Source organism: Moraxella nasovis (assembly GCF_022701215.1).
GTDB lineage: Bacteria > Pseudomonadota > Gammaproteobacteria > Pseudomonadales > Moraxellaceae > Moraxella > Moraxella nasovis.
This window is the reverse complement of the sequence record NZ_CP089976.1, coordinates 483355-504711: the sequence shown is the minus strand read 5'-3', so window position 1 is coordinate 504711 and position 21357 is coordinate 483355. Positions and strand designations below refer to the sequence as shown.

Annotated in this window: 13 protein-coding genes, 2 tRNA genes and 3 rRNA genes; 14 read left to right on the top strand and 4 right to left on the bottom strand. The window is 42.7% G+C overall.

All coding sequences use genetic code 11. The features are described 5' to 3' along the window. Window positions 1–40: 40 nt before the first annotated feature. The gene (gene rnr, locus LU293_RS02485) at window positions 41–2290 is read right to left on the bottom strand and encodes a ribonuclease R (protein WP_242748340.1); all 2250 of its coding nucleotides are present in this window, start codon (window positions 2288–2290) and stop codon (window positions 41–43) included. A gap of 117 nt (window positions 2291–2407) precedes the next feature. On the opposite strand from rnr, the gene rimI reads away from it, so the two are divergent. Continuing rightward, complete coding sequence (rimI, locus tag LU293_RS02480) at window positions 2408–2869, top strand: ribosomal protein S18-alanine N-acetyltransferase (RefSeq protein WP_242748339.1); 462 nt, start codon at window positions 2408–2410, stop codon at window positions 2867–2869. 59 nt (window positions 2870–2928) lie between these two features. On the opposite strand, the gene infC is transcribed toward rimI, so the two are convergent. Both infC and thrS read right to left on the bottom strand, forming a co-directional pair. Then, window positions 2929–3426 (bottom strand): translation initiation factor IF-3, encoded by a 498-nt coding sequence (gene infC, locus LU293_RS02475; protein ID WP_242748338.1) that lies wholly within the window; start codon window positions 3424–3426, stop codon window positions 2929–2931. Window positions 3427–3931: 505 nt separating this feature from the next. After that, window positions 3932–5860: a threonine--tRNA ligase gene (gene thrS, locus LU293_RS02470; protein WP_242748337.1), complete on the bottom strand. Its 1929-nt coding sequence runs from the start codon at window positions 5858–5860 to the stop codon at window positions 3932–3934. Window positions 5861–6210: 350 nt separating this feature from the next. Here thrS and LU293_RS02465 point away from each other — a divergent pair, with 350 nt between their 5' ends. The 5 genes from LU293_RS02465 to LU293_RS02445 all read left to right on the top strand — a co-directional run bounded on the left by LU293_RS02465 (window position 6211) and on the right by LU293_RS02445 (window position 11005). Continuing rightward, on the top strand, window positions 6211–7161 hold the full coding sequence (locus tag LU293_RS02465) for a metal ABC transporter substrate-binding protein (RefSeq protein ID WP_242748336.1): 951 nt from the start codon (window positions 6211–6213) through the stop codon (window positions 7159–7161). A 352-nt stretch (window positions 7162–7513) separates the two neighbouring features. Next, complete coding sequence (locus LU293_RS02460; protein WP_311195314.1) at window positions 7514–8578, top strand: metal ABC transporter ATP-binding protein; 1065 nt, start codon at window positions 7514–7516, stop codon at window positions 8576–8578. Beyond that, window positions 8575–9450, top strand: coding sequence for a metal ABC transporter permease (locus LU293_RS02455; protein ID WP_311195313.1), 876 nt, complete (start codon window positions 8575–8577; stop codon window positions 9448–9450). The genes LU293_RS02460 and LU293_RS02455 overlap by 4 nt, the downstream gene beginning before the upstream one ends. A 45-nt stretch (window positions 9451–9495) precedes the next feature. Further along, entirely contained in the window at window positions 9496–10128 is a 633-nt protein-coding gene (locus LU293_RS02450; RefSeq protein WP_242748335.1) for a hypothetical protein, read from the top strand. A 16-nt stretch (window positions 10129–10144) separates the two neighbouring features. After that, a complete protein-coding gene (locus LU293_RS02445; RefSeq protein WP_242748334.1) occupies window positions 10145–11005 on the top strand; it encodes a metal ABC transporter permease in 861 nt (286 codons plus the stop codon). Between the two features lie 322 nt (window positions 11006–11327). Here the strand turns inward: LU293_RS02445 and LU293_RS02440 are convergent, their stop codons facing one another. Further along, window positions 11328–12569: a hypothetical protein gene (locus LU293_RS02440; RefSeq protein WP_242748333.1), complete on the bottom strand. Its 1242-nt coding sequence runs from the start codon at window positions 12567–12569 to the stop codon at window positions 11328–11330. Between the two features lie 830 nt (window positions 12570–13399). Between LU293_RS02440 and LU293_RS02435 the strand changes: the two genes are divergently transcribed. The 8 genes from LU293_RS02435 (at window position 13400) to tsf (ending at window position 21171) form a co-directional block, all read left to right on the top strand. After that, a 16S ribosomal RNA gene (locus tag LU293_RS02435) occupies window positions 13400–14931 on the top strand. 62 nt (window positions 14932–14993) lie between these two features. Beyond that, window positions 14994–15070 (top strand) — tRNA-Ile (locus LU293_RS02430). A 9-nt stretch (window positions 15071–15079) separates the two neighbouring features. Beyond that, window positions 15080–15155 (top strand) — tRNA-Ala (locus tag LU293_RS02425). 266 nt (window positions 15156–15421) lie between these two features. Continuing rightward, window positions 15422–18287: ribosomal RNA gene (locus tag LU293_RS02420) — 23S ribosomal RNA — on the top strand. Window positions 18288–18444: 157 nt separating this feature from the next. Next, window positions 18445–18558 (top strand): 5S ribosomal RNA (rrf, locus tag LU293_RS02415). The 16S, 23S and 5S rRNA genes sit together here with 2 tRNA genes alongside, the layout of an rRNA operon. Before the next feature lie 145 nt (window positions 18559–18703). Then, window positions 18704–19162 carry a pilin gene (locus LU293_RS02405; protein ID WP_256462117.1) on the top strand — a complete coding sequence of 153 codons (459 nt, stop codon included), beginning with the start codon at window positions 18704–18706 and terminating at the stop codon, window positions 19160–19162. Between the two features lie 225 nt (window positions 19163–19387). Then, window positions 19388–20215 carry a 30S ribosomal protein S2 gene (gene rpsB / locus LU293_RS02400; protein ID WP_242748332.1) on the top strand — a complete coding sequence of 276 codons (828 nt, stop codon included), beginning with the start codon at window positions 19388–19390 and terminating at the stop codon, window positions 20213–20215. Window positions 20216–20292: 77 nt separating this feature from the next. After that, the gene (tsf, locus tag LU293_RS02395; protein ID WP_242748331.1) at window positions 20293–21171 is read left to right on the top strand and encodes a translation elongation factor Ts; all 879 of its coding nucleotides are present in this window, start codon (window positions 20293–20295) and stop codon (window positions 21169–21171) included. The last annotated feature ends 186 nt before the right edge of the window (window positions 21172–21357 follow it).

Sequence of the window (21357 nt, the reverse complement as noted above, 5' to 3'; positions counted from 1 at the left end):
ATATAAAAACCCGCTTTATATATTAAGCGGGTTTTTTTAGTTAGTCTTTTTTAGATCTTGCTTTTTTGTTTGTTCTTGGCTTTTTGGTCTTTGGTTTGGCGTTTTCGTTCAGCTGTTTAACTAAAGCAAAGTCAATCTGAAGCAGATCCATGTTCACGCCTGCAACTTTCACAAGCAGCTGTTGACCCAAACCGTATACATCGCCTTTATCGCCAACAAGCGTTTGGGTCTTCTCATCATAAGTGAAATAATCATCACCCAGCCCAGAGATATGAATTAACCCATCAATAAATAGCTCGTTTAAGGTAACAAATAGCCCAAAGTTCGTTACAGTCGTGACCGTGGCGGTAAATTCATCGCCTACATGACGAGTCATGTAGTGGCACTTAAGCCATGTTTCCACTTCTCGGCTGGCTTCTTCGGCACGGCGTTCGGTTGTTGATGTCTGCTCGCCAGCTTCATCAAGATTTTTGTATAGTGGTGTAGCAGGCTTTTGTTTGGTCACCTTATCTTTGATGGCACGGTGTAGCATAAGATCTGGATAACGGCGAATGGGTGATGTGAAATGACTATATTCATCATAAGCAAGACCAAAATGCCCAATGTTATCAGGACTATAATTTGCTTGCATCATAGAGCGTAGTAACATACTGTGAATACTTACAGCGTCTGCTCTGTCTTTAGTGGCATGAATGATACGCTGATAATCGGCATGTGTTGGGTTCTCACTTGGGAAAGACAGTCCAAAAGTTTTAACATATTCAGACAGACGAAGTGATTTTTCTTCACTTGGTTTATCGTGGTTGCGATATAGCACAGGCAGTTCATGCTCTAGGGCAAAATTGGCAGCACAAGTATTAGCAAGGAGCATCATCTCTTCAATGAGTTTATGGGCATCGCCACGAGTGCGTGCTTTAATGTCTTTGATGTCGCCATCTTCATCAAAGACGATGTAAGTTTCAGCAGTTTCAAACGCCATAGCACCACGTTCTTCACGCTTTTGCTCTAGTAATTGGTATATTTGGTGTAGCGTATCTACTGATTTTAAAACATCAGGATTTTGCACCAAATCATCAGGCAGTGTTTCGTTGGTTGGATCATCAAGATAGGCATTTACTTGATTATAAGTGAGTCGAGCTTTAGAATGCATAACCGCAGGATAAAACTCATAGCCTGTCACTTTACCAGCACGAGATAGCTTAATATCAGCGACCATACACAGTCTATCAACTTTTGGATTTAATGAGCATAGTCCATCTGATAGCACCGTTGGCAACATGGGAATAACCCGATGTGGGAAATACACAGATGTGCCACGTTCATAAGCGTCAACATCAAGTGGTGAGCTTGGAGTGACATAATGACTGACGTCAGCGATGGCAACGACCACACGAAAGTTACCCCCTGCACGTTTTTGGGCAAAGACAGCATCATCAAAATCACGTGCATCTTCACCATCAATGGTAATTAGTGGTAAATCTCTTAGGTCAGTGCGATTTTGAATGTCTTGTTTGCTCGGTTCATCATAACGATAAGCCTGATCTAAAGCTGCCTTGCTAAACTCATTTGGAATACCGTGATTTTGTAAAGTGGTTTCAATGATTAGTTCTCTATCATTTAGACCGCTTAGCAGTTGGGTGATTTTACCTGTGGCATACTCTTGATATGTCGGAAAATCAATCACCGCAACTTTAACGCTATCACCTAAGTTTGCCCCAAATTCAGAGACGTTTTCATCGGTGAGTGTGATGGGCTGGTGGGCATTTACTCCGCTTAACTGTACAAAATAGCCATCATCATCAGAGCTTAGCACGCCAACAAATTCAGTCTGAGCGTGCTTGATGACATTGACAATACGCGCCTCAGGCTTGCCTCGAAACTCCGTTGCCACCGCCTCTACTGTATCGCCATCAAACACCACTCTAAGCTGTTTTTCGTGTAAGAATAAATCTGGCATATCATCTAGGACAACAAATCCAAAGCCTTTAGCGTTGCTTGCCACCTTGCCTGTTACGATGGTTGGCAGTGGGGCGATGCTAAAATGAATGCCATCTGTGCGTTCAAGTTGATGATCTCTTAGCATGGCTTTTAGGCGGTTATTTAAGGCAAAAAATCTATCCTCGTCGCCTAAGATTTCAAAATGTAAGCCTAAGCTTTCTATGGTTGCAGCTTCACCACGGTTATTCATTTGTGCGACAGTTTGCAAAATGAGCAGGCGTGATGGGATAGGGTTTTGGTATTTTGACGCCTCTACGTTGGCGTTCGGATCATTCCAGTGTTGGGTAGTCATATGCTTTATTAACTTCTAAAACGGATAAGTTAGGTAAATTGTTTAAATCATTGTATCATATCACAACAGATTTTATTAAATGCTTATATAAAATAATGGATAAGTAAAATGATGCAAATGTTCTATCAAAAAGGTGTGGTTGGCGATGTGATCTTGGATAATATCGCAAGCCTTGAGTTATGCTTACAAGCAGACGATGCTTGGGACAGATACGCGATACAAGATGTTCTTAATCAGTATGGGTCGGGTGCTTTATGGCAAATGTCTGATGATGTATTGGTGGGTTATTGTCTATTTTCTTGTGTATTTGAGATGGCAGAAATTTTACGTATTGGCACGCACCCAAGATATCAAAAGCAAGGCATAGCAAGGGGGTTGATTAAAAAACTTTGCCAGTTATGCACCAAAGACTTTGTGCCATGCGAAAGGATTTTATTAGAAGTGCGTGCTGATAATATGCCTGCAATTTATTTATACCAAACCTGTGGTTTTGTTCAGATTGACGTGCGTAAAAACTATTATAAGACGTCATCAGGTGCTATTGATGCTATTATTTTTCAAAAACAGTTATTAATATGATAACCAACCCTAGAAATCTTAAGGTATAACCATTAGGGTTGGTTTGGTATTAGATTTGCTTATTTCTTTTTGGCAGGTCCAAGTAGCATACCCATTTGGCGACCTTCTACTTTAGGAGCTTGTTCAAGTGTCGCAAACTCTTCAGTGTCTTTTACAATTCGCTCAAGCTGTGCTTTGCCGATTTCTTGGTGAGCCATCTCACGCCCACGGAAACGGATAGATACTTTAACTTTGGCTTTTTCTTCCAAAAACTCCAAAATCTTACGCAGTTTAACTTGATAATCCGCCTCTTCTGTTCCTGGACGAAGCTTGATTTCTTTAACTTGTGTGACTTTTTGGTTCTTTTTGGCTTCTTTTGCTTTTTGCTTTTGATCGTACAAGTAACGCTTGTAGTCCATGACTTTACATACAGGGGGCTTAGCGTCTGGTACAATCTCTACCAAATCAAGTTCGCTGTCTTGTGCAGTTTTTAGGGCAGTTTTTAAATCAACGACGCCTGCTTGCTCGCCATCGGCATTAACCAAGCGGACTTCTTTTGCACGAATGTCTTCATTCACGTTTAGACGATTGGACGGTTTAATAAGTCATACTCCAAATAAAAAGATAGATACTTATTCTACCCAATTTCACAATGAGTTACAAGACTTGTTACAAAAAATCCACTTTTTATCAGTGGATTTGGATTTATCTAGCAATCATTTTAGAAGTTTGGCGGTGATTTTGTACCAAAGCCCGCCATATAATAACTATCCAAGGTGATGGCATAAGAATTGTGATATTTATCAAATACTACATATGAACTGTGATAAGCTGCATATACGAACCAAAAACTTTCCCCAAAACATCGGCATTGCTTGGTGTTTTGGCAACCATCGGTGGATAAAAGTCGTGATAATCTTATGCTTACCATCAAATACAAATTAGTACAGCTTGCCTTTATAATTTGAAAAAGGTTATAAAAAAGTTCAAATTTGACATCTGTGTAGTATTTTTTAATATTTGTTAAATAATGGCGTTAAATAACAAAAAAGTCGGACGTAAAGCCGACTTTTTTGTTTTAGTTTATTCCGCTTTCGCTTCAACCCGTCCTTTCATCGCAATCGCTTTATCCAGGATTGCCACAAAATCATCTAGATTCATACTGCCTAAATTGTCGCCTTCACGAGTACGTACGTTTACTGTGCCACTTTCTACTTCTTTATCGCCCAGTATTAGCATAAAGGGTATGCGTTCTAGGGTGCGTTCACGGATTTTAAAGCCGATTTTTTCGTTTCTGACATCGCCAATTGCACGGTAGCCTGCACTGCTAAGCTTGTTCACCACTTCGTTTACGTTGTCTGCTTGCTTGTCGGTGATGTTCATGACGGCAACTTGTGTCGGTGCAAGCCATGCAGGGAAAAGACCTGCATAATGCTCAATCAAAATACCGATAAACCGCTCAAAACTGCCCAAAATCGCACGGTGTAGCATGACAGGACGCTCACGCTCGCCAGTTTCACCCACAAATTCGGCATCTAGGCGTTCTGGTAGGTTAAAATCTAGTTGCAATGTACCGCATTGCCATTCACGACCTAGGCAGTCTTTTAGAGTAAATTCAATCTTAGGACCATAAAACGCCCCTTCGCCTGCTTGTAGTTCCCAATCTAGACCTGCGGCATCTAATGCGTCCGCCATATCTTTTTCGGCTAAATCCCAAAGCTCATCTGAGCCGACACGCTTGTCAGGGCGAGTGGAGAGTTTCATCAGTACCTGATCAAAACCAAAATCTTGATACACCTTTAAGGTCATTTGAATAAAATCAAGAGCTTCTTGTCTGATTTGAGCATTGGTACAAAAGATATGAGCATCATCTTGCACAAAACCACGCACACGCATGATGCCATGCAACGCCCCAGACGGCTCATTACGGTGGCATGAGCCAAATTCAGCAAGGCGTAGCGGTAAATCACGATAAGACTTTAAGCCTTGATTGAACACTTGCACATGGCAAGGGCAGTTCATGGGTTTGATGGCATAATCACGGTTTTCGCTAGATGTGGTGAACATATTTTCGGCATAGTTTTCCCAATGCCCAGATTTTTCCCACAGGCTTCTGTCTACAATTTGTGGGGTTTTGATTTCTAGATAGCCGTTGTCTTTTTGTACTTTACGCATATACTGTTCAAGTATTTGCCAAATTGTCCAACCATTGGGGTGCCAAAACACCATACCGGGGGCTTGTTCTTGCAAATGAAACAGTCCTAGCTGTTTGCCAATCTTTCTGTGGTCTCGTTTCTCAGCTTCTTCTATGCGTTTGATGTAGGCTGCCAAATCTTTTTTGTCTGCCCACGCTGTGCCATAGATTCTTTGTAATTGCTCGTTTTTGGCATCGCCACGCCAATACGCACCGCTCATTTTGGTTAATTTAAAGACTTTCAAAAAGCGAGTATTCGGCACGTGTGGACCACGACACATATCAATATATTCTTGATGATGATACAGTCCCATGTGTGTCTCATCAGGCATATCTTCTACCAGACGTAGCTTGTAGGTTTCGCCACGCTCGCTAAATGTCTTGATGACTTCATCTCGTGGGGTCATTTTTTTGATGACATCATAATCTTGGTTGATGAGTTCTTTCATGCGTGCTTCAATCGCCGCCATGTCGTCAGGCGTGAAAGGGCGTTCGCTATAAATGTCATAATAAAAGCCATCTTCAATCACAGGTCCGATGACCATCTTGACCTCAGGATACAGCTGTTTGACGGCATGACCAAGCAGGTGGGCACAAGAGTGGCGAATGATTTCTACGCCAGCTTCATCTTTGGCGGTGATGATTTGCACATTGGCATCGGTGGTGATGGGGTCGCAAGCGTCTACAAGACGACCGTTCACACGCCCTGCGATGGTGGCACGAGCTAAGCCTGCTCCGATGTCTTGGGCGATTTGCATTACAGTAGTGGCGTTGTCATAGTGTCTGATACTACCATCTGGCAGAGTGATTGCGACCATAATTTTTCCTAAGTTTGGTAAATATTGGCTAGTTATTTGGGTAATTTTTTATTATAACAAAGTTTGCTACAATAACCAATATGTGCCAGTCGTATCGGTGAAAAAATAAGAAAAGAAAATAAGTATAAAAGCGGAGTTTAAAGGGTTTATACAGAAATTTATTGGTCATTACATATCTCAATTTCCAAAAAATCGGCAAAACCCCTTGACTTTATAAATGATAATAAATATCATTATCAAAATATCAGCTAAGATATGTGTCGTTCATAAATGCCGTTCAAATATAAATAGTGCTATTTTTTGGGCAGTTTATCATAAGTGTTCATTTTATTTGGTTGTTGGGAGGGATGATGAAATCATTAAAAACATTAGGGGCGTGTTTTGCGTTTGTGTTGGCATTGACAGGCTGTAACCAGCCCACTGAACACACCGCAGACACCGCCAAACAAGAGCCTGCCGTTCAAGCAGACCACAAATTTACCGTACTGACGACCTTTACCGTCATTCAAGACATCGCCCAAAATGTGGCAGGCGATGCTGCCGATGTGCAGTCCATCACCAAAGCAGGTGCTGAGATTCATGAATATGAACCAACACCCCAAGACATCGCCAAAGTCAATCAGGCGGATTTGATTTTGTATAATGGACTAAATTTGGAGCGGTGGTTTGAAAAATTCTACCAAGGTGTTAAAAATGTGCCTGCTGTGGTGGTTACAGAAGGCATCACACCCCTGCCCATCAAAGAAGGGTCGTATAAAGATATGCCCAATCCGCACGCGTGGATGTCGCCATCTAATGCGTTGATTTATGTAGAGAATATCAAAAATGCTTTGATAAAATATGACCCTGAGCATAAAGACGTGTATATCAAAAATGCCGAAGCTTATCGCCAAAAAATCAAAGAGCTTGACGCACCCTTGCGTGCCAAATTAGAACAAATTCCCCAAAATGAGCGGTGGCTTGTCAGTAGTGAAGGGGCGTTTAGTTATTTGGCGAAAGATTATGGTCTAAAAGAAGCATATTTATGGCCCATCAATGCCGAACAACAAGGCTCACCCAAGCAGGTCAAAGCGTTGATTGATACTGTGCGTACCAACAAAATCCCTGTGCTATTTAGCGAAAGCACCATCTCTGATAAGCCTGCCCGTCAAGTTGCCAAAGAAAGTGGGGCTTATTATGGCGGTGTCTTGTATGTAGATAGCTTGTCTGAGCCAAATGGGGCAGTACCAACTTATCTTGACCTGCTCAATGTTACCGTCTCTACGGTGGTCAAGGGATTTGAAGATGCTAAGAAAAAGTAATGACAAGAAAAAGTAATTAAAAGTGTACTAGGACAATCAGCAATCGGTGTATGGCTGATTGTCATTTTTATCAAATTTTGTCATGCCAACATACATCAATCTTAAAAAAAGACACTGCTTAATTTTTTAAATATTTTTAGGATAACCAAGTCTTTTGTTTTTTAAATTGTTCATCAAACATCAATCCTTTATAATAATTCAATCATCATGAGGGTCTTTGCTTATTTGATGTTCGTTATAAATAAGATATGAAAAACAAGACATTGGTGAAATAAGATATTGATTTAAAAAACACAAAATCTTCATCTTGGCGTTTTTATGTTTTTTAAATTAACAAACTAACGATGCGACCATGCAAAAATTACCACATGCCACCACAAAACCCATCGCCAAAATAGACGTAGCAGGCGTGAACGTCCGCTATGCCAATGGTCATCATGCGTTGTACGACATGACTTTTTGTTTGACTGGGGGGACGACCTGTGCCTTGGTGGGGGTCAATGGCTCTGGCAAATCCACGTTATTTAAATCCATCATGGGGCTTGTGTGTCCGCAATCTGGACAAATCCGCCTATGTGATATGCCCATCAATATCGCACTTAAACAAAATCTGGTTGCCTATGTCCCCCAAAGCGAAGAAGTGGATTGGCAGTTTCCTGTGTCGGTATTTGATGTGGTAATGATGGGGCGTTATGGCTACATGAATTTTTTGCGAATACCCAAAGCCATAGACAAACAAAAAGTAGCAGATGCGATGGCTCGTGTGGACATCAGCCACCTACAAGACCGTCAAATCAGCGAGCTGTCAGGTGGTCAAAAAAAGCGAGTATTTTTGGCAAGGGCGTTGGCACAAGAAAGCAAAATCATCTTGCTTGATGAGCCGTTTACCGGCGTTGATGTCAAAACCGAAAAAGCAATCATGGCACTGCTTGATGACTTGCGTAGCGAAGGGCATTTGATTTTGATTTCTACGCACAACTTAGGCACGATTCCTGAATTTTGCGACCAAGTGGTGATGATTAACCGCACGGTATTGGCGGCAGGCAGTACGGCTGACACTTTTACCCAGACCAATCTAGAAAAAGTCTTTGGCGGTGTGCTAAGACAAATTCGCTTGGGCGGTAGGGATTTGCATGATGATGATGACCGCCGTTCGGTAACGATTTTGGCGGACGATGAAGTGCCTGCGGTGTTTTATGGCGTGCAAGATGGCACAACCAAAAGCAATGACTACACCGAAGAAAAACACAGCCGTTTGGCACAAATCAATATCAATGCCTTTAAAGATGTCAGTGGCTGTGGTCAAGCAGGCGGTGGCGGAGTACAAATTTTTGACCCAAAAAGTGGCAGTACTTATCCATCACAGACACAATCAGCCACCACAGCCAGCCACTCGCCATCAAAGGATACGCCATGACACAGATAGCCATGACACAGATAGTTACGCTATTATTAGAGCCTTTTGCTTATGAATATATGCTAAAAGCTGTGGCACTCAGTGCGTTGGTGGGTGGGGTGTGTGCGTTTTTGTCGGCGTATTTGATGCTAAAAGGCTGGTCGCTCATTGGCGATGCGTTATCTCATGCGGTCGTACCGGGGGTGGCGATTGCTTATGCCTTTGGCTTGCCTTATGCGGTGGCGGCGTTTTTTTCAGGGATTTTGGCGGCATTATCTATTTTGTGGATTAAGGCATTGACTAATCTAAAAGAAGATGCGGTCATTGGCTTTATTTTTACCACCTTTTTTGCTTTGGGGCTGTTTATCATTTCGGTCAATCCAACCGCCGTCAATGTGCAAGAGATTATTTTTGGCAATATTTTGGGCATTAGCGACACCGACATGGTGCAAGTGGCGATTGTCATGGGCGTGTGTTTGCTTTTTTTGCTTATTTTTTGGAAAGACTTGTTGTTGGTTTTTTTTGATGAAATTCAAGCTCGTGCAGTAGGGTTGTCGCCCAAGGTGTATCAGGTGCTGTTTTTTAGCTTGTTGTCAGCGTGCGTGGTGGCAGCCTTGCAGACGGTGGGGGCGATTTTGGTGATTGCGATGGTGATTACCCCGGGGGCGACCGCTTTTCAGCTGACCGACCGTTTTCGTCCGTTGGTGCTGATGGCGATTGCCTTTGGGGTGCTGACAGGGGGTGTTGGGGCGTATTTGAGCTATTATCTGGACGGTGCGACAGGTGGGGTGATTGTCGCTTTGCAGACTGCTTTATTTGTATTGGCGTTTTTGTTTTCGCCGAAGTTTGGGGTGATGACGCAAAGATTTGCAAAAAATCAACTAACAAGATAGCATGATTTGTGATTAAATATACTTGTTTTTTAGTGGAGAATTGTTATGAATATAAAATGGTTTGAAAAGTCAGTGGAATATGCTTTTGTGCGTCAATTTGACTTTATTGCCACTCCTTTGGACGGCAATTTAGAAAAAATGGGCGATGTTATTTTTGGTGAAGACGATAAATTTTTTTTGGTAGAGTTTAAACGAACATCCGAACTAGCATGTATCCAAAGTGAACAGAAGAAGTATACTGATTTTCAACATTCTATTAATACTTTAAGTAGTTCCCAATCATCATCTTGTCATTTTATAATTTATGGGGCTAATAACAATCAAAGTTTTGTTCTATTGATGACAAATTATTGTGATTTTTTAAATAATAATTTGAAGGATAGGTTTTACTCTGTAGATAAAAAAAGGTTATTTGATTCTGCAATTTCATATCAGGATTTTAAACAATACTTAGAAGTTGTTATTGAGGAAAAACTAAAAGGTAAGAAAGAGGGTTCGGCAGGTGGTATTATCCATGAGTTGGATAATATGCTGGTCGTAAATAATGAAGGTGTGGTTGCATCATTATTTGAAGCCATACAAGAGTTTAAATTGGAAAAAAACTTGGACTTGTCCCAAAAAATACAAAAAGATCATACACCTAACCGTTCATGTGATATGGACGGACCCAGTTTTTGACAGGTGGTTACAAACGATGACTAACCTCTTATCCTACCTAGCCGAACCCCTATCCCACACTTTCATGCAACACGCCTTGATTTCGGCGATGGCAGTGGGTGTGGTGTGTGCGGTGCTGTCGTGTTTTGTGGTGCTAAAAGGCTGGTCGTTGATGGGCGATGCGATAAGCCATGCGGTGTTCCCGGGGGTGGTCGTGGCGGTGTGGGCAGGTCTACCCATATCGCTCGGGGCGTTCGTGGCAGGGCTGTTTTGTGCGGTGTCGGTGGGCTATCTAAAAAGCAACACTCGCATCAAAGAAGACACGCTCATGGGCATTGTCTTTGCAGGTATGTTTGCACTCGGACTGATTATGTTCACCAAGATTGATACCGACCAGCACTTAAAGCACATTTTATTTGGCAATCTTTTGGGTATCGGACAAGATATGCTGTATCAGACGCTTGCCATTTGTGCGGTGGTGTTTGTGGCGATGATGCTCAAAAAATCAGACCTGCTACTTTATTGTTTTGATGTCAGCCACACCCGAGTGGCAGGGCTGTCGCCAAAGTTTTTGCATTATGGACTGCTTGTGCTGTTGTCGGCGACCATTGTTGTTGCCATGCAAGCCGTTGGCGTGATTTTGGTGGTGGCAATGCTCATCTCGCCTGGCATTACGGCATTTGTGCTGTGTCGGCGGTTTCATACCATGTTGGTTGTGGCGGTGTTAAGTTCGTGTTTAACAAGTTTTATGGGCGTGATTTTAAGTTATCATTTAGATTCAGCGACAGGGGCGACCATTGTGCTATTGCAAGCGGCAGCGTTCGTGTTGGCGGTTTTGTTCGCCAAATCAAAACAAAAATACCAGTCAACAAAACCCACACCAAGTACCACTTCATGATTGCCCTTACAAGATAAGCAACCGATACGTTCAAGTCATTTGGCTTGATTGGATAAATTTTGATGGGTAGATTGTGGTGGATAGATTGTGGTGGGTGGTTTTGGGGGCAGACAGACGGCTTTAAAATTTAACAAAAAATTTGGCTAAGTCAAATATTTGCCAGCTAGAAGTTCTGGTTGCCATTTGGTTAAGTTTGATGGGATAAACTTAATCAAATGGTAACCGCATTTGACTGTTATTTGACCGACATTTGCCATCATTTTAGATTGTCAAAGACTTATCGTATCAATTTTATCGTCTATTCGGGCGGTATTTTGAGTGTCTAGATTAGCGTCCCATTCATCAAGCAAAAGTATGGCGTATCATCATGTGTCAGCTCGTCAATCTCACTCATGAGTCGTTGCCCTGTTGAGCCAAAATTATTATCAAAACACAGCTCGTGCTTGGCAGGCAGGTAATAGGACTTGGCATACAACCGCTCTTTGATGGTCAAAAGCACACAGGACTTGCCCACGCCATTATCGCCAACGAGCGTAATACGCCCTGTGCGTGGCGGATTGTCCAAAAGTTTTGTCAAATCAAATACTCGCCCTGTCTGCTTGACCAAAATTTTATCGCTTTGTATGAAATTAGCAAGCGAGATTTTGGGTGTCTTAAAAATACCCAACAGCCCATCAACCCTTGCCGATAGTGCCATCAGATTAGCCTGATAAGCGATGATGGCTTCGCACATTTGTAGCATTTGAATTTGACGTGGCAAGGTGGCGACCAATACAGCAAGCATGGCGATATTGTGGTGGTGTTGCCAAAACAGCCACGCCGTAACGCCCAGTGCAGACGACATCAAAGATAGCATACCAAGATTGGCACTGACATGATGAATCAGCTTGGCACGCACGACCGCACGTTTGGCGGCAGCTAGGCTGTCATTGACTTTGTGGCGGTGGCGAGTGTGATTGTAGGTGTTGAATATGATGATATTATCCCACGCATAGGATAGGGCGGACAGCACCGACAGGCGAGTGTTTTGGGCGACAGTGGCACTTGTGCTTAGGCGGTTTTTAAAGAGCCAAACCACCCCCAACGCCAAAACAAAGCCCACCGCATAACCCCACAAAATTCGCCCATCAATCACCCACGCAATCACAAATAGATTGAAACCGACATTAAAGATAAGTGATGTCAAATCATAAATGGTCAGTAGCGTATCATCAAGGGTCAGCTTGGCTTCTTGGGATAATAGGGCTTTGGCATTTTGTGTAAGGTTGCCATCATGATAGTGGCAGGCTTTGCCTAGAAAATGTCGTTCAAAATCATCATGGTAGCGTAGTAGAGCGTCAAAAGTTGCCCGCTCAAAATAAATACTACCAAGATAAGCAGGGATAAATACCCCCACCAAACTGCCGACAAATCCAAATAAGTAGCCCACGTTTAGGCTGCCATGAGCCACGCTTTGGGCAAGTTTGCTGATACAATAAGTAGAAAAAGCAACCAACAGTTGCATCATCACAACAAAAAATAGGCTCGTCAAAAAAGCACGATTACCCAATATAAATCGTCTCATACATAATCCTTGTTCAACTAAAATAAAAATTAGCTTGATTAGTTTGATGACGATAATTACATTGGACAATTCCTTCTTTGGCGATGATGGTATTGATGATGGCGGTATTTGCACCGCTCAAATGGCTATTAAATTGAATAATTAAATGGATAAATTTCTGATCAGGTATAACAATCAAATCGCAACCAAATCAATAATACACGAAATAATACATGAATGGCATAAAAGATACAACAAAAATATCAAAAAAAATCCCCACAAAAACAATCACTTACAAACTTTTCCTAACTTTCTTCAAAAAACCCCTTGACCCACATCAAATCTTAGGTATAATACGCACCACTCAAGCAGTTCAAGTTCTAAAAAACTTGTTAAATTTCAATAACTTAGTTAGTTTTAAACAAACTTCCAAAATTCTTGAAAAAAAGCTTGACATCAAATATTAAAAGCGTATAATACGCCACTCACAAAGTCAAGGCAGTTACCAACGATTACAAATAGCAATCGTAGCCAACTTGATACAGTGAAAAAACAACTTAAAAAAAGCTTGACATTATAACTTTTCAATATATAATGTACAGCCTTAATTGATACAGACGATGTATCATACACTATTTAAAATCAAACAAAGAACAACTTGTGTGGATTTTTGTCAATACAAGATAAATCAAATAATATAAATATGCAAGTATCATTTATTATTTATTATCATGACAAAAATACTCAAAGTTAATTCATTTACACGATGAGCAAATTTTGCTAGTAATAAACATAAATGAGCCAAGTCCTAATCTTTAATTTACTTTAAAGCCTTAGGCAAAACAAAGATTAAACTGAAGAGTTTGATCATGGCTCAGATTGAACGCTGGCGGCAGGCTTAACACATGCAAGTCGAACGATGATTATCTAGCTTGCTAGATAGGATTAGTGGCGAACGGGTGAGTAATGCTTAGGAATCTGCCTATTAGTGGGGGATAACTATCCGAAAGGATAGCTAATACCGCATACGTCTTACGAGAGAAAGGGGGCTTTTAGCTCTCGCTAATAGATGAGCCTAAGTCGGATTAGCTAGTTGGTGGGGTAAAGGCCTACCAAGGCGACGATCTGTAGCTGGTCTGAGAGGATGATCAGCCACACTGGGACTGAGACACGGCCCAGACTCCTACGGGAGGCAGCAGTGGGGAATATTGGACAATGGGGGAAACCCTGATCCAGCCATGCCGCGTGTGTGAAGAAGGCCTTTTGGTTGTAAAGCACTTTAAGTGGGGAGGAAAAGTCAATGGTTAATACCCATTGACCCTGACGTTACCCACAGAATAAGCACCGGCTAACTCTGTGCCAGCAGCCGCGGTAATACAGAGGGTGCAAGCGTTAATCGGAATTACTGGGCGTAAAGCGAGCGTAGGTGGCTTATTAAGTCAGATGTGAAAGCCCCGGGCTTAACCTGGGAATTGCATCTGATACTGGTAAGCTAGAGTAGGTGAGAGGGGTGTAGAATTCCAGGTGTAGCGGTGAAATGCGTAGAGATCTGGAGGAATACCGATGGCGAAGGCAGCACCCTGGCATCATACTGACACTGAGGTTCGAAAGCGTGGGTAGCAAACAGGATTAGATACCCTGGTAGTCCACGCCGTAAACGATGTCTACCAGTCGTTGGGTCTCTTGAAGACTTAGTGACGCAGTTAACGCAATAAGTAGACCGCCTGGGGAGTACGGCCGCAAGGTTAAAACTCAAATGAATTGACGGGGGCCCGCACAAGCGGTGGAGCATGTGGTTTAATTCGATGCAACGCGAAGAACCTTACCTGGTCTTGACATATCTAGAATCCGAAAGAGATTTCGGAGTGCCTTCGGGAATTAGAATACAGGTGCTGCATGGCTGTCGTCAGCTCGTGTCGTGAGATGTTGGGTTAAGTCCCGCAACGAGCGCAACCCTTTTCCTTAGTTACCAGCGAGTTAAGTCGGGAACTCTAAGGATACTGCCAGTGACAAACTGGAGGAAGGCGGGGACGACGTCAAGTCATCATGGCCCTTACGACCAGGGCTACACACGTGCTACAATGGTTGGTACAAAGGGTTGCTACACAGCGATGTGATGCTAATCTCAAAAAGCCAATCGTAGTCCGGATTGGAGTCTGCAACTCGACTCCATGAAGTCGGAATCGCTAGTAATCGCAGATCAGAATGCTGCGGTGAATACGTTCCCGGGCCTTGTACACACCGCCCGTCACACCATGGGAGTTGATCTCACCAGAAGTGGTTAGCCTAACGCAAGAGGGCGATCACCACGGTGGGGTCGATGACTGGGGTGAAGTCGTAACAAGGTAGCCGTAGGGGAACCTGCGGCTGGATCACCTCCTTAACGATATTATCTGATTGGCAAGAATTCACAACAAGTTGTTCTTTGGAAAGATGTTTTAAAACGGGTCTATAGCTCAGTTGGTTAGAGCACCGTGTTGATAACGCGGGGGTCATAAGTTCAAGTCTTATTAGACCCACCATTAACACATGGGGTTATAGCTCAGTTGGTAGAGCGCCTGCCTTGCACGCAGGAGGTCAGGAGTTCGACTCTCCTTAACTCCACCATTAAAACATCAATAAGCATACATAAGCAATTTAAATAAGATTTCTTATTTATGCTTTAACTTTATAAACTGACGAAGTTTATATCATTATTTAACAACATATTATGAGTCTGGGTTAATTATTTATTCCAACAAATAATTAACCATGGTGATTATACCCAATATAATCACCTAAAAGTAAAGAGAACTGAATCAAGCGTAAACATAGGTAAATCGTTACAATCATTCTCATACATCACAAGTAAGTAAAACTACTTGGGGTTGTATGGTCAAGTAATGAAGTGCACATGGTGGATGCCTTGGCAGTCAGAGGCGATGAAAGACGTGATAGCCTGCGATAAGCGTCGGTGAGGTGGCAATATCCTGTGACCCGGCGATTTCTGAATGGGGAAACCCACTTATCATAAGATAGGTATTCTATCCTTTGGATAGAAGGCAAACCGGGAGAAGTGAAACATCTCAGTACCCCGAGGAAAAGACATCAATAGAGATTCCGTAAGTAGCGGCGAGCGAACACGGAGGAGCCGATCAAATTTACAGTAGCAAAATGGCGTGGGAAAGCCAACCATAGTAGGTGATAGTCCTGTATGCGAAACTGTTTATACGACATATTAAGTAGGGCGAGACACGTGAAATCTTGTCTGAAGATGGGGGGACCATCCTCCAAGGCTAAATACTCCTGACTGACCGATAGTGAACCAGTACCGTGAGGGAAAGGCGAAAAGAACCCCTGTTAGGGGAGTGAAATAGAACCTGAAACCGTGTGCATACAAGCAGTCGGAGCTGAATAATTTATTATTTGGTGACGGCGTACCTTTTGTATAATGGGTCAGCGACTTATATTCTGTAGCAAGCTTAACCGTTTAGGGGAGGCGTAGGGAAACCGAGTCTTAATAGGGCGACTTAAGTTGCAGGGTATAGACCCGAAACCGAGTGATCTATCCATGAGCAGGTTGAAAGTGCCGTAACAGGCACCGGAGGACCGAACCCACTGTCGTTGAAAAGCCAGGGGATGACTTGTGGATAGGGGTGAAAGGCTAATCAAACTCGGTGATAGCTGGTTCTCCCCGAAAGCTATTTAGGTAGCGCCTCGGACGAACACCATTGGGGGTAGAGCACTGTTTCGGCTAGGGGGTCATACCGACTTACCAAACCGATGCAAACTCCGAATACCGATGAGTGATATCCGGGAGACAGACGGCGGGTGCTAACGTCCGTCGTCAAGAGGGAAACAACCCAGACCGCCAGCTAAGGCCCCAAATTCCTAGTTAAGTGGGAAACGATGTGGGAAGGCACAGACAGCTAGGAGGTTGGCTTAGAAGCAGCCACCCTTTAAAGAAAGCGTAATAGCTCACTAGTCGAGTCGGCCTGCGCGGAAGATGTAACGGGGCTCAAACTAGGAGCCGAAGCTGCGGATTTAATTGTTTCAATTAAGTGGTAGGGGAGCGTTGTGTAAGCCTGTGAAGGTGACCTGTAAGGGTTGCTGGAGGTATCACAAGAGCGAATGCTGACGTGAGTAACGACAAAACGGGTGAAAAGCCCGTTCGCCGGAAGACCAAGGGTTCCAGTCCAACGTTAATCGGGGCTGGGTGAGTCGACCCCTAAGGCGAGGCCGAAAGGCGTAGTCGATGGGAAATTGGTTAATATTCCAATACTTGTTTATGATGCGATGGAGGGACGGAGAAGGTTATGTCAGCCTGGCGTTGGTTGTCCAGGTGAAAGGATGTAGGTAGGTTTAGTAGGCAAATCCGCTAGACTATTACTGAGATCTGACAGCAAGCCAATTTATTGGCGAAGTGGCAAATACCATGCTTCCAGGAAAAGCTTCTAAGCGATAGTCTTAAACAAATCGTACCCGAAACCGACACAGGTGGTCAGGTAGAGAATACCAAGGCGCTTGAGAGAACTCTGCTGAAGGAACTAGGCAAAATGGTACCGTAACTTCGGGAGAAGGTACGCTGCTGATGGTGATAAGACTTGCTCTTTGAGCTATTGGCAGTCGCAGATACCAGGCTGCTGCAACTGTTTATTAAAAACACAGCACTCTGCAAACACGAAAGTGGACGTATAGGGTGTGATGCCTGCCCGGTGCTGGAAGGTTAATTGATGGGGTTAGCGTAAGCGAAGCTCTTGATCGAAGCCCCAGTAAACGGCGGCCGTAACTATAACGGTCCTAAGGTAGCGAAATTCCTTGTCGGGTAAGTTCCGACCTGCACGAATGGCATAATGATGGCAGCGCTGTCTCCAGCAGAGACTCAGTGAAATCGAAATCGCAGTGAAGATGCTGTGTACCCGCGGCTAGACGGAAAGACCCCGTGAACCTTTACTACAGCTTTACATTGAACTTTGACCTAACTTGTGTAGGATAGGTGGGAGGCTTTGAAGTGTGAACGCCAGTTTGCATGGAGCCAACCTTGAAATACCACCCTGGTTATGTTGGGGTTCTAACTTAGATGTAACAACATCAAGGACAATGTATGGTGGGTAGTTTGACTGGGGCGGTCTCCTCCTAAAGAGTAACGGAGGAGTACGAAGGTGCGCTCAGAACGGTCGGAAATCGTTCAAAGAGTATAAAGGCAAAAGCGCGCTTAACTGCGAGACCCACAAGTCGAGCAGGTACGAAAGTAGGTCTTAGTGATCCGGTGGTTCTGTATGGAAGGGCCATCGCTCAACGGATAAAAGGTACTCTGGGGATAACAGGCTGATACCGCCCAAGAGTTCATATCGACGGCGGTGTTTGGCACCTCGATGTCGGCTCATCTCATCCTGGGGCTGAAGCAGGTCCCAAGGGTATGGCTGTTCGCCATTTAAAGAGGTACGCGAGCTGGGTTTAGAACGTCGTGAGACAGTTCGGTCCCTATCTACCGTGGGCGTTGGAAATTTGAGAGGATCTGCTCCTAGTACGAGAGGACCAGAGTGGACGAACCTCTGGTGTTCCGGTTGTTTCGCCAGAAGCATTGCCGGGTAGCTACGTTCGGATGGGATAACCGCTGAAAGCATCTAAGCGGGAAGCCCACCTCAAGATAAGATTTCCCTAAAGAGCCGTTGTAGACTACGACGTTGATAGGTTGGGTGTGGAAGCATGGTGACATGTGTAGCTAACCAATACTAATTGCTCGTTTGGCTTGACCATACAACACCCAAGTGGTTTTGTATGATTAAAGTGTAAAGATTTTACCTAACAAGCTTGATAAAGAATATATCTTGAAGTAAATTTAATAAAGATTAAATCAATTTAATAAATTAAATTTAAATAAAAACAGACTCATAATCGTTGTTAATCCTTTTACGCTGACGACAATAGCAAGATGGAACCACCTGATCCCTTCCCGAACTCAGAAGTGAAACGTCTTAGCGCCGATGGTAGTGTGGTTCGCCCATGTGAGAGTAGGTCATCGTCAGCACCCTTATTTAAGACCCCCGCAAATGCGGGGGTTTTTGTTTTGGGAGAGGGGTGAAAGGTGAAAAAGGGCTATCATTTAGGGGGAAAGGTTGGTAGAATAGGGAGTTTGTTTAATGTATGAAATGTGATTATATTAGGAGTTTTTTATGGGTTATCAAAAAGGATTTACTCTAATTGAATTGATGATTGTTGTAGTGATTATCGGCATTTTGGCGATGTTTGCTATTCCTAAATTTCAGGATCGGACGATAGCTGCTCAAGTTAATAGAGTTGTTATGGAAACAAGCCAATTGCGTAGTACTGTTGATATTTGTCAAATGCAAGGTGATGATGAAACAACATGTGAGCTAGGCTGGACAAAAAGTAATTTATTGGATACTGATGAAACTCAAAATGCAGCCGAAACAACTGCTAATACAGGTCAAAAAGGATTGGTTGTTACTCTAGGCAATTCACCAACGATTAAGGCTGTATTAGGCGGTGATGCCGCTACTCAGTTAAAGTCAAAGCATGTTACATGGGCTAAGATCGATGGAGCTTGGTCGTGTACTTCTAATATTGAGCAAAAATACTTAACTAAAGGGTGTCAACATAAAGATAACTAATTAATACATTATTATTTACAAATAGTCTTTTATTTGCTAGAATAGGTACTCCATTTTTTACAATGGATTTACCTTTAACCAAAACTACACACACGAAACTAATTTACATATAAGTATTCAGGGTGTTGGATTGCTTGATTAATTGATCAATTACTGTGATTAATGCGTGCAATCTAATTTGATGCTTAATTTCGTGGAGGCGTAACCCAAACTAGGAAAACTGACATGTCAGAAAAAAACCCTACTCAAATCTCAATGCGTGATTTATTAGAAGCTGGTGCTCACTTTGGTCACCAAACTCGCTTCTGGAACCCAAAAATGAACCAATACATTTTTGGTGCTCGCAACAAAATTCATATCATTAACCTTGAGCACACTGTTAAGCAGTTTAACGAAGCTTTAACTTTTGCTAATCAGCAAGCTGCTAACCGCAATAAGATCCTATTTGTTGGTACTAAACGTGCAGCAAGCCAAGCAATTCGTGAGCAAGCTACTCGTGCAGGTATGCCTTACATCGATCATCGCTGGCTTGGCGGTACTTTGACTAACTGGAAAACCATTCGTCAATCTATCACTCGTCTAAAAGATTTAGAAAAACAAGCAGAAGACGGTACTTTTGCTAAGCTAACCAAACGTGAAGCTTTAGAGCGTACTCGTGACATGGAAAAGCTTGAGCGTGGTCTTGGTGGTATTAAAGACATGAATGGCCTACCTGATGCTATTTTTGTAATTGATGTAGACCATGAAGCCATTGCTATTAAAGAAGCTAAAAACTTAGGTATTCCTGTAATTGGCGTTGTTGATACTAACTCTAATCCTGATAACGTTGACTATGTGATTGCTGCTAATGATGATGCAATCCGTGCAGTGACTTTATACGCTACTGCAATGGCAGATGCAATTATCGCTGGTAAAGAGTATGCTAAGACTCAAGGTGGTGCTAATGCACAAGCTGCTGATGAAGAAAAGCAAGCTAGCCGTGATAATGCTACCGCAGAAGTTGAAGACAAGGTTGATCAAACAGGTCAAGTGGTAAATAACCCACACGGCTAATTTGATAATCGTAAATATAATGGCGGTGATAAGAACCGCCATTTTGGTTAATAAATTCATATTAATAAGGGTATATTATGAGTCAAGTATCTGCAAAACTTGTAAAAGAATTGCGTGATCGTACTGGTCTTGGTATGATGGAATGCAAAAAAGCACTAGAAGAAGCAAATGGCGATATTGAGCTTGCCATTGATAACTTACGTAAATCAGGTCAAGCAAAAGCTGCTAAAAAAGCAGGTAATATTGCAGCTGATGGTGCAATTATTATTGCTCAAGAAGGCAATAAAGCATTACTATTAGAAGTTAACTGCCAAACAGACTTTGTAGCAAAAGATGAAAACTTCACCGCATTTGCTAACCAAGTTGCTCAATTAGCATTAGCGAATGACACAACTGATGTAGCTAAGATTGCTGAATTGCCATATGGCGATGGTTCTAATGTTGAAGAAGCTCGTGTGGCTTTGGTTCAAAAAATTGGCGAAAATATCCAGATTCGTCGTGCCGAAGTGATTGAAGGGGCAAATCTTGCTGCTTATCGTCACGGCATTCGTATCGGTGTGGTAGTGTCTTATGAAGGCGGTAGCGAAGAGCTTGGTAAAGCTGTTGCAATGCAAGTAGCTGCATTTAACCCACTAGCGGTAAATGAAGAAAGTGTACCTGCTGATATCTTGGCTCGTGAAAAAGACATCATTGAAGCCAAAGCCAAAGAATCTGGCAAGCCTGAAAACGTGGTTGAGAAAATGATTACTGGTGGTATCCAAAAATACCTAAACGAAGTAACGCTTGTGAACCAACCTTATGTTATGGACAATGATAAAAAAGTCGGCGATGTTCTAAAAGCTGACGGCGCTACTGTTCTTAGCTTTAAACGCTTAGAAGTGGGTGAAGGCATTGAGAAAAAGCAAGAAGACTTTGCTGCTGAAGTAGCTGCCGCTCAAGCTGCTGCTAACAAATAAGCCAATTGCTTAAACAAAAAGCCCGATTGTAATGATTGGGCTTTTTTATTATGATAAATTCTGACCGCCTTTATTTAGGCGTTACAATCAAAACTTTTGACCACAAAATTACTTGACAAACTCAAATTTAGCATTACAATAAGTCATTGACAAAAATTTATCCATTTTTTTTGATAAATTTCACAT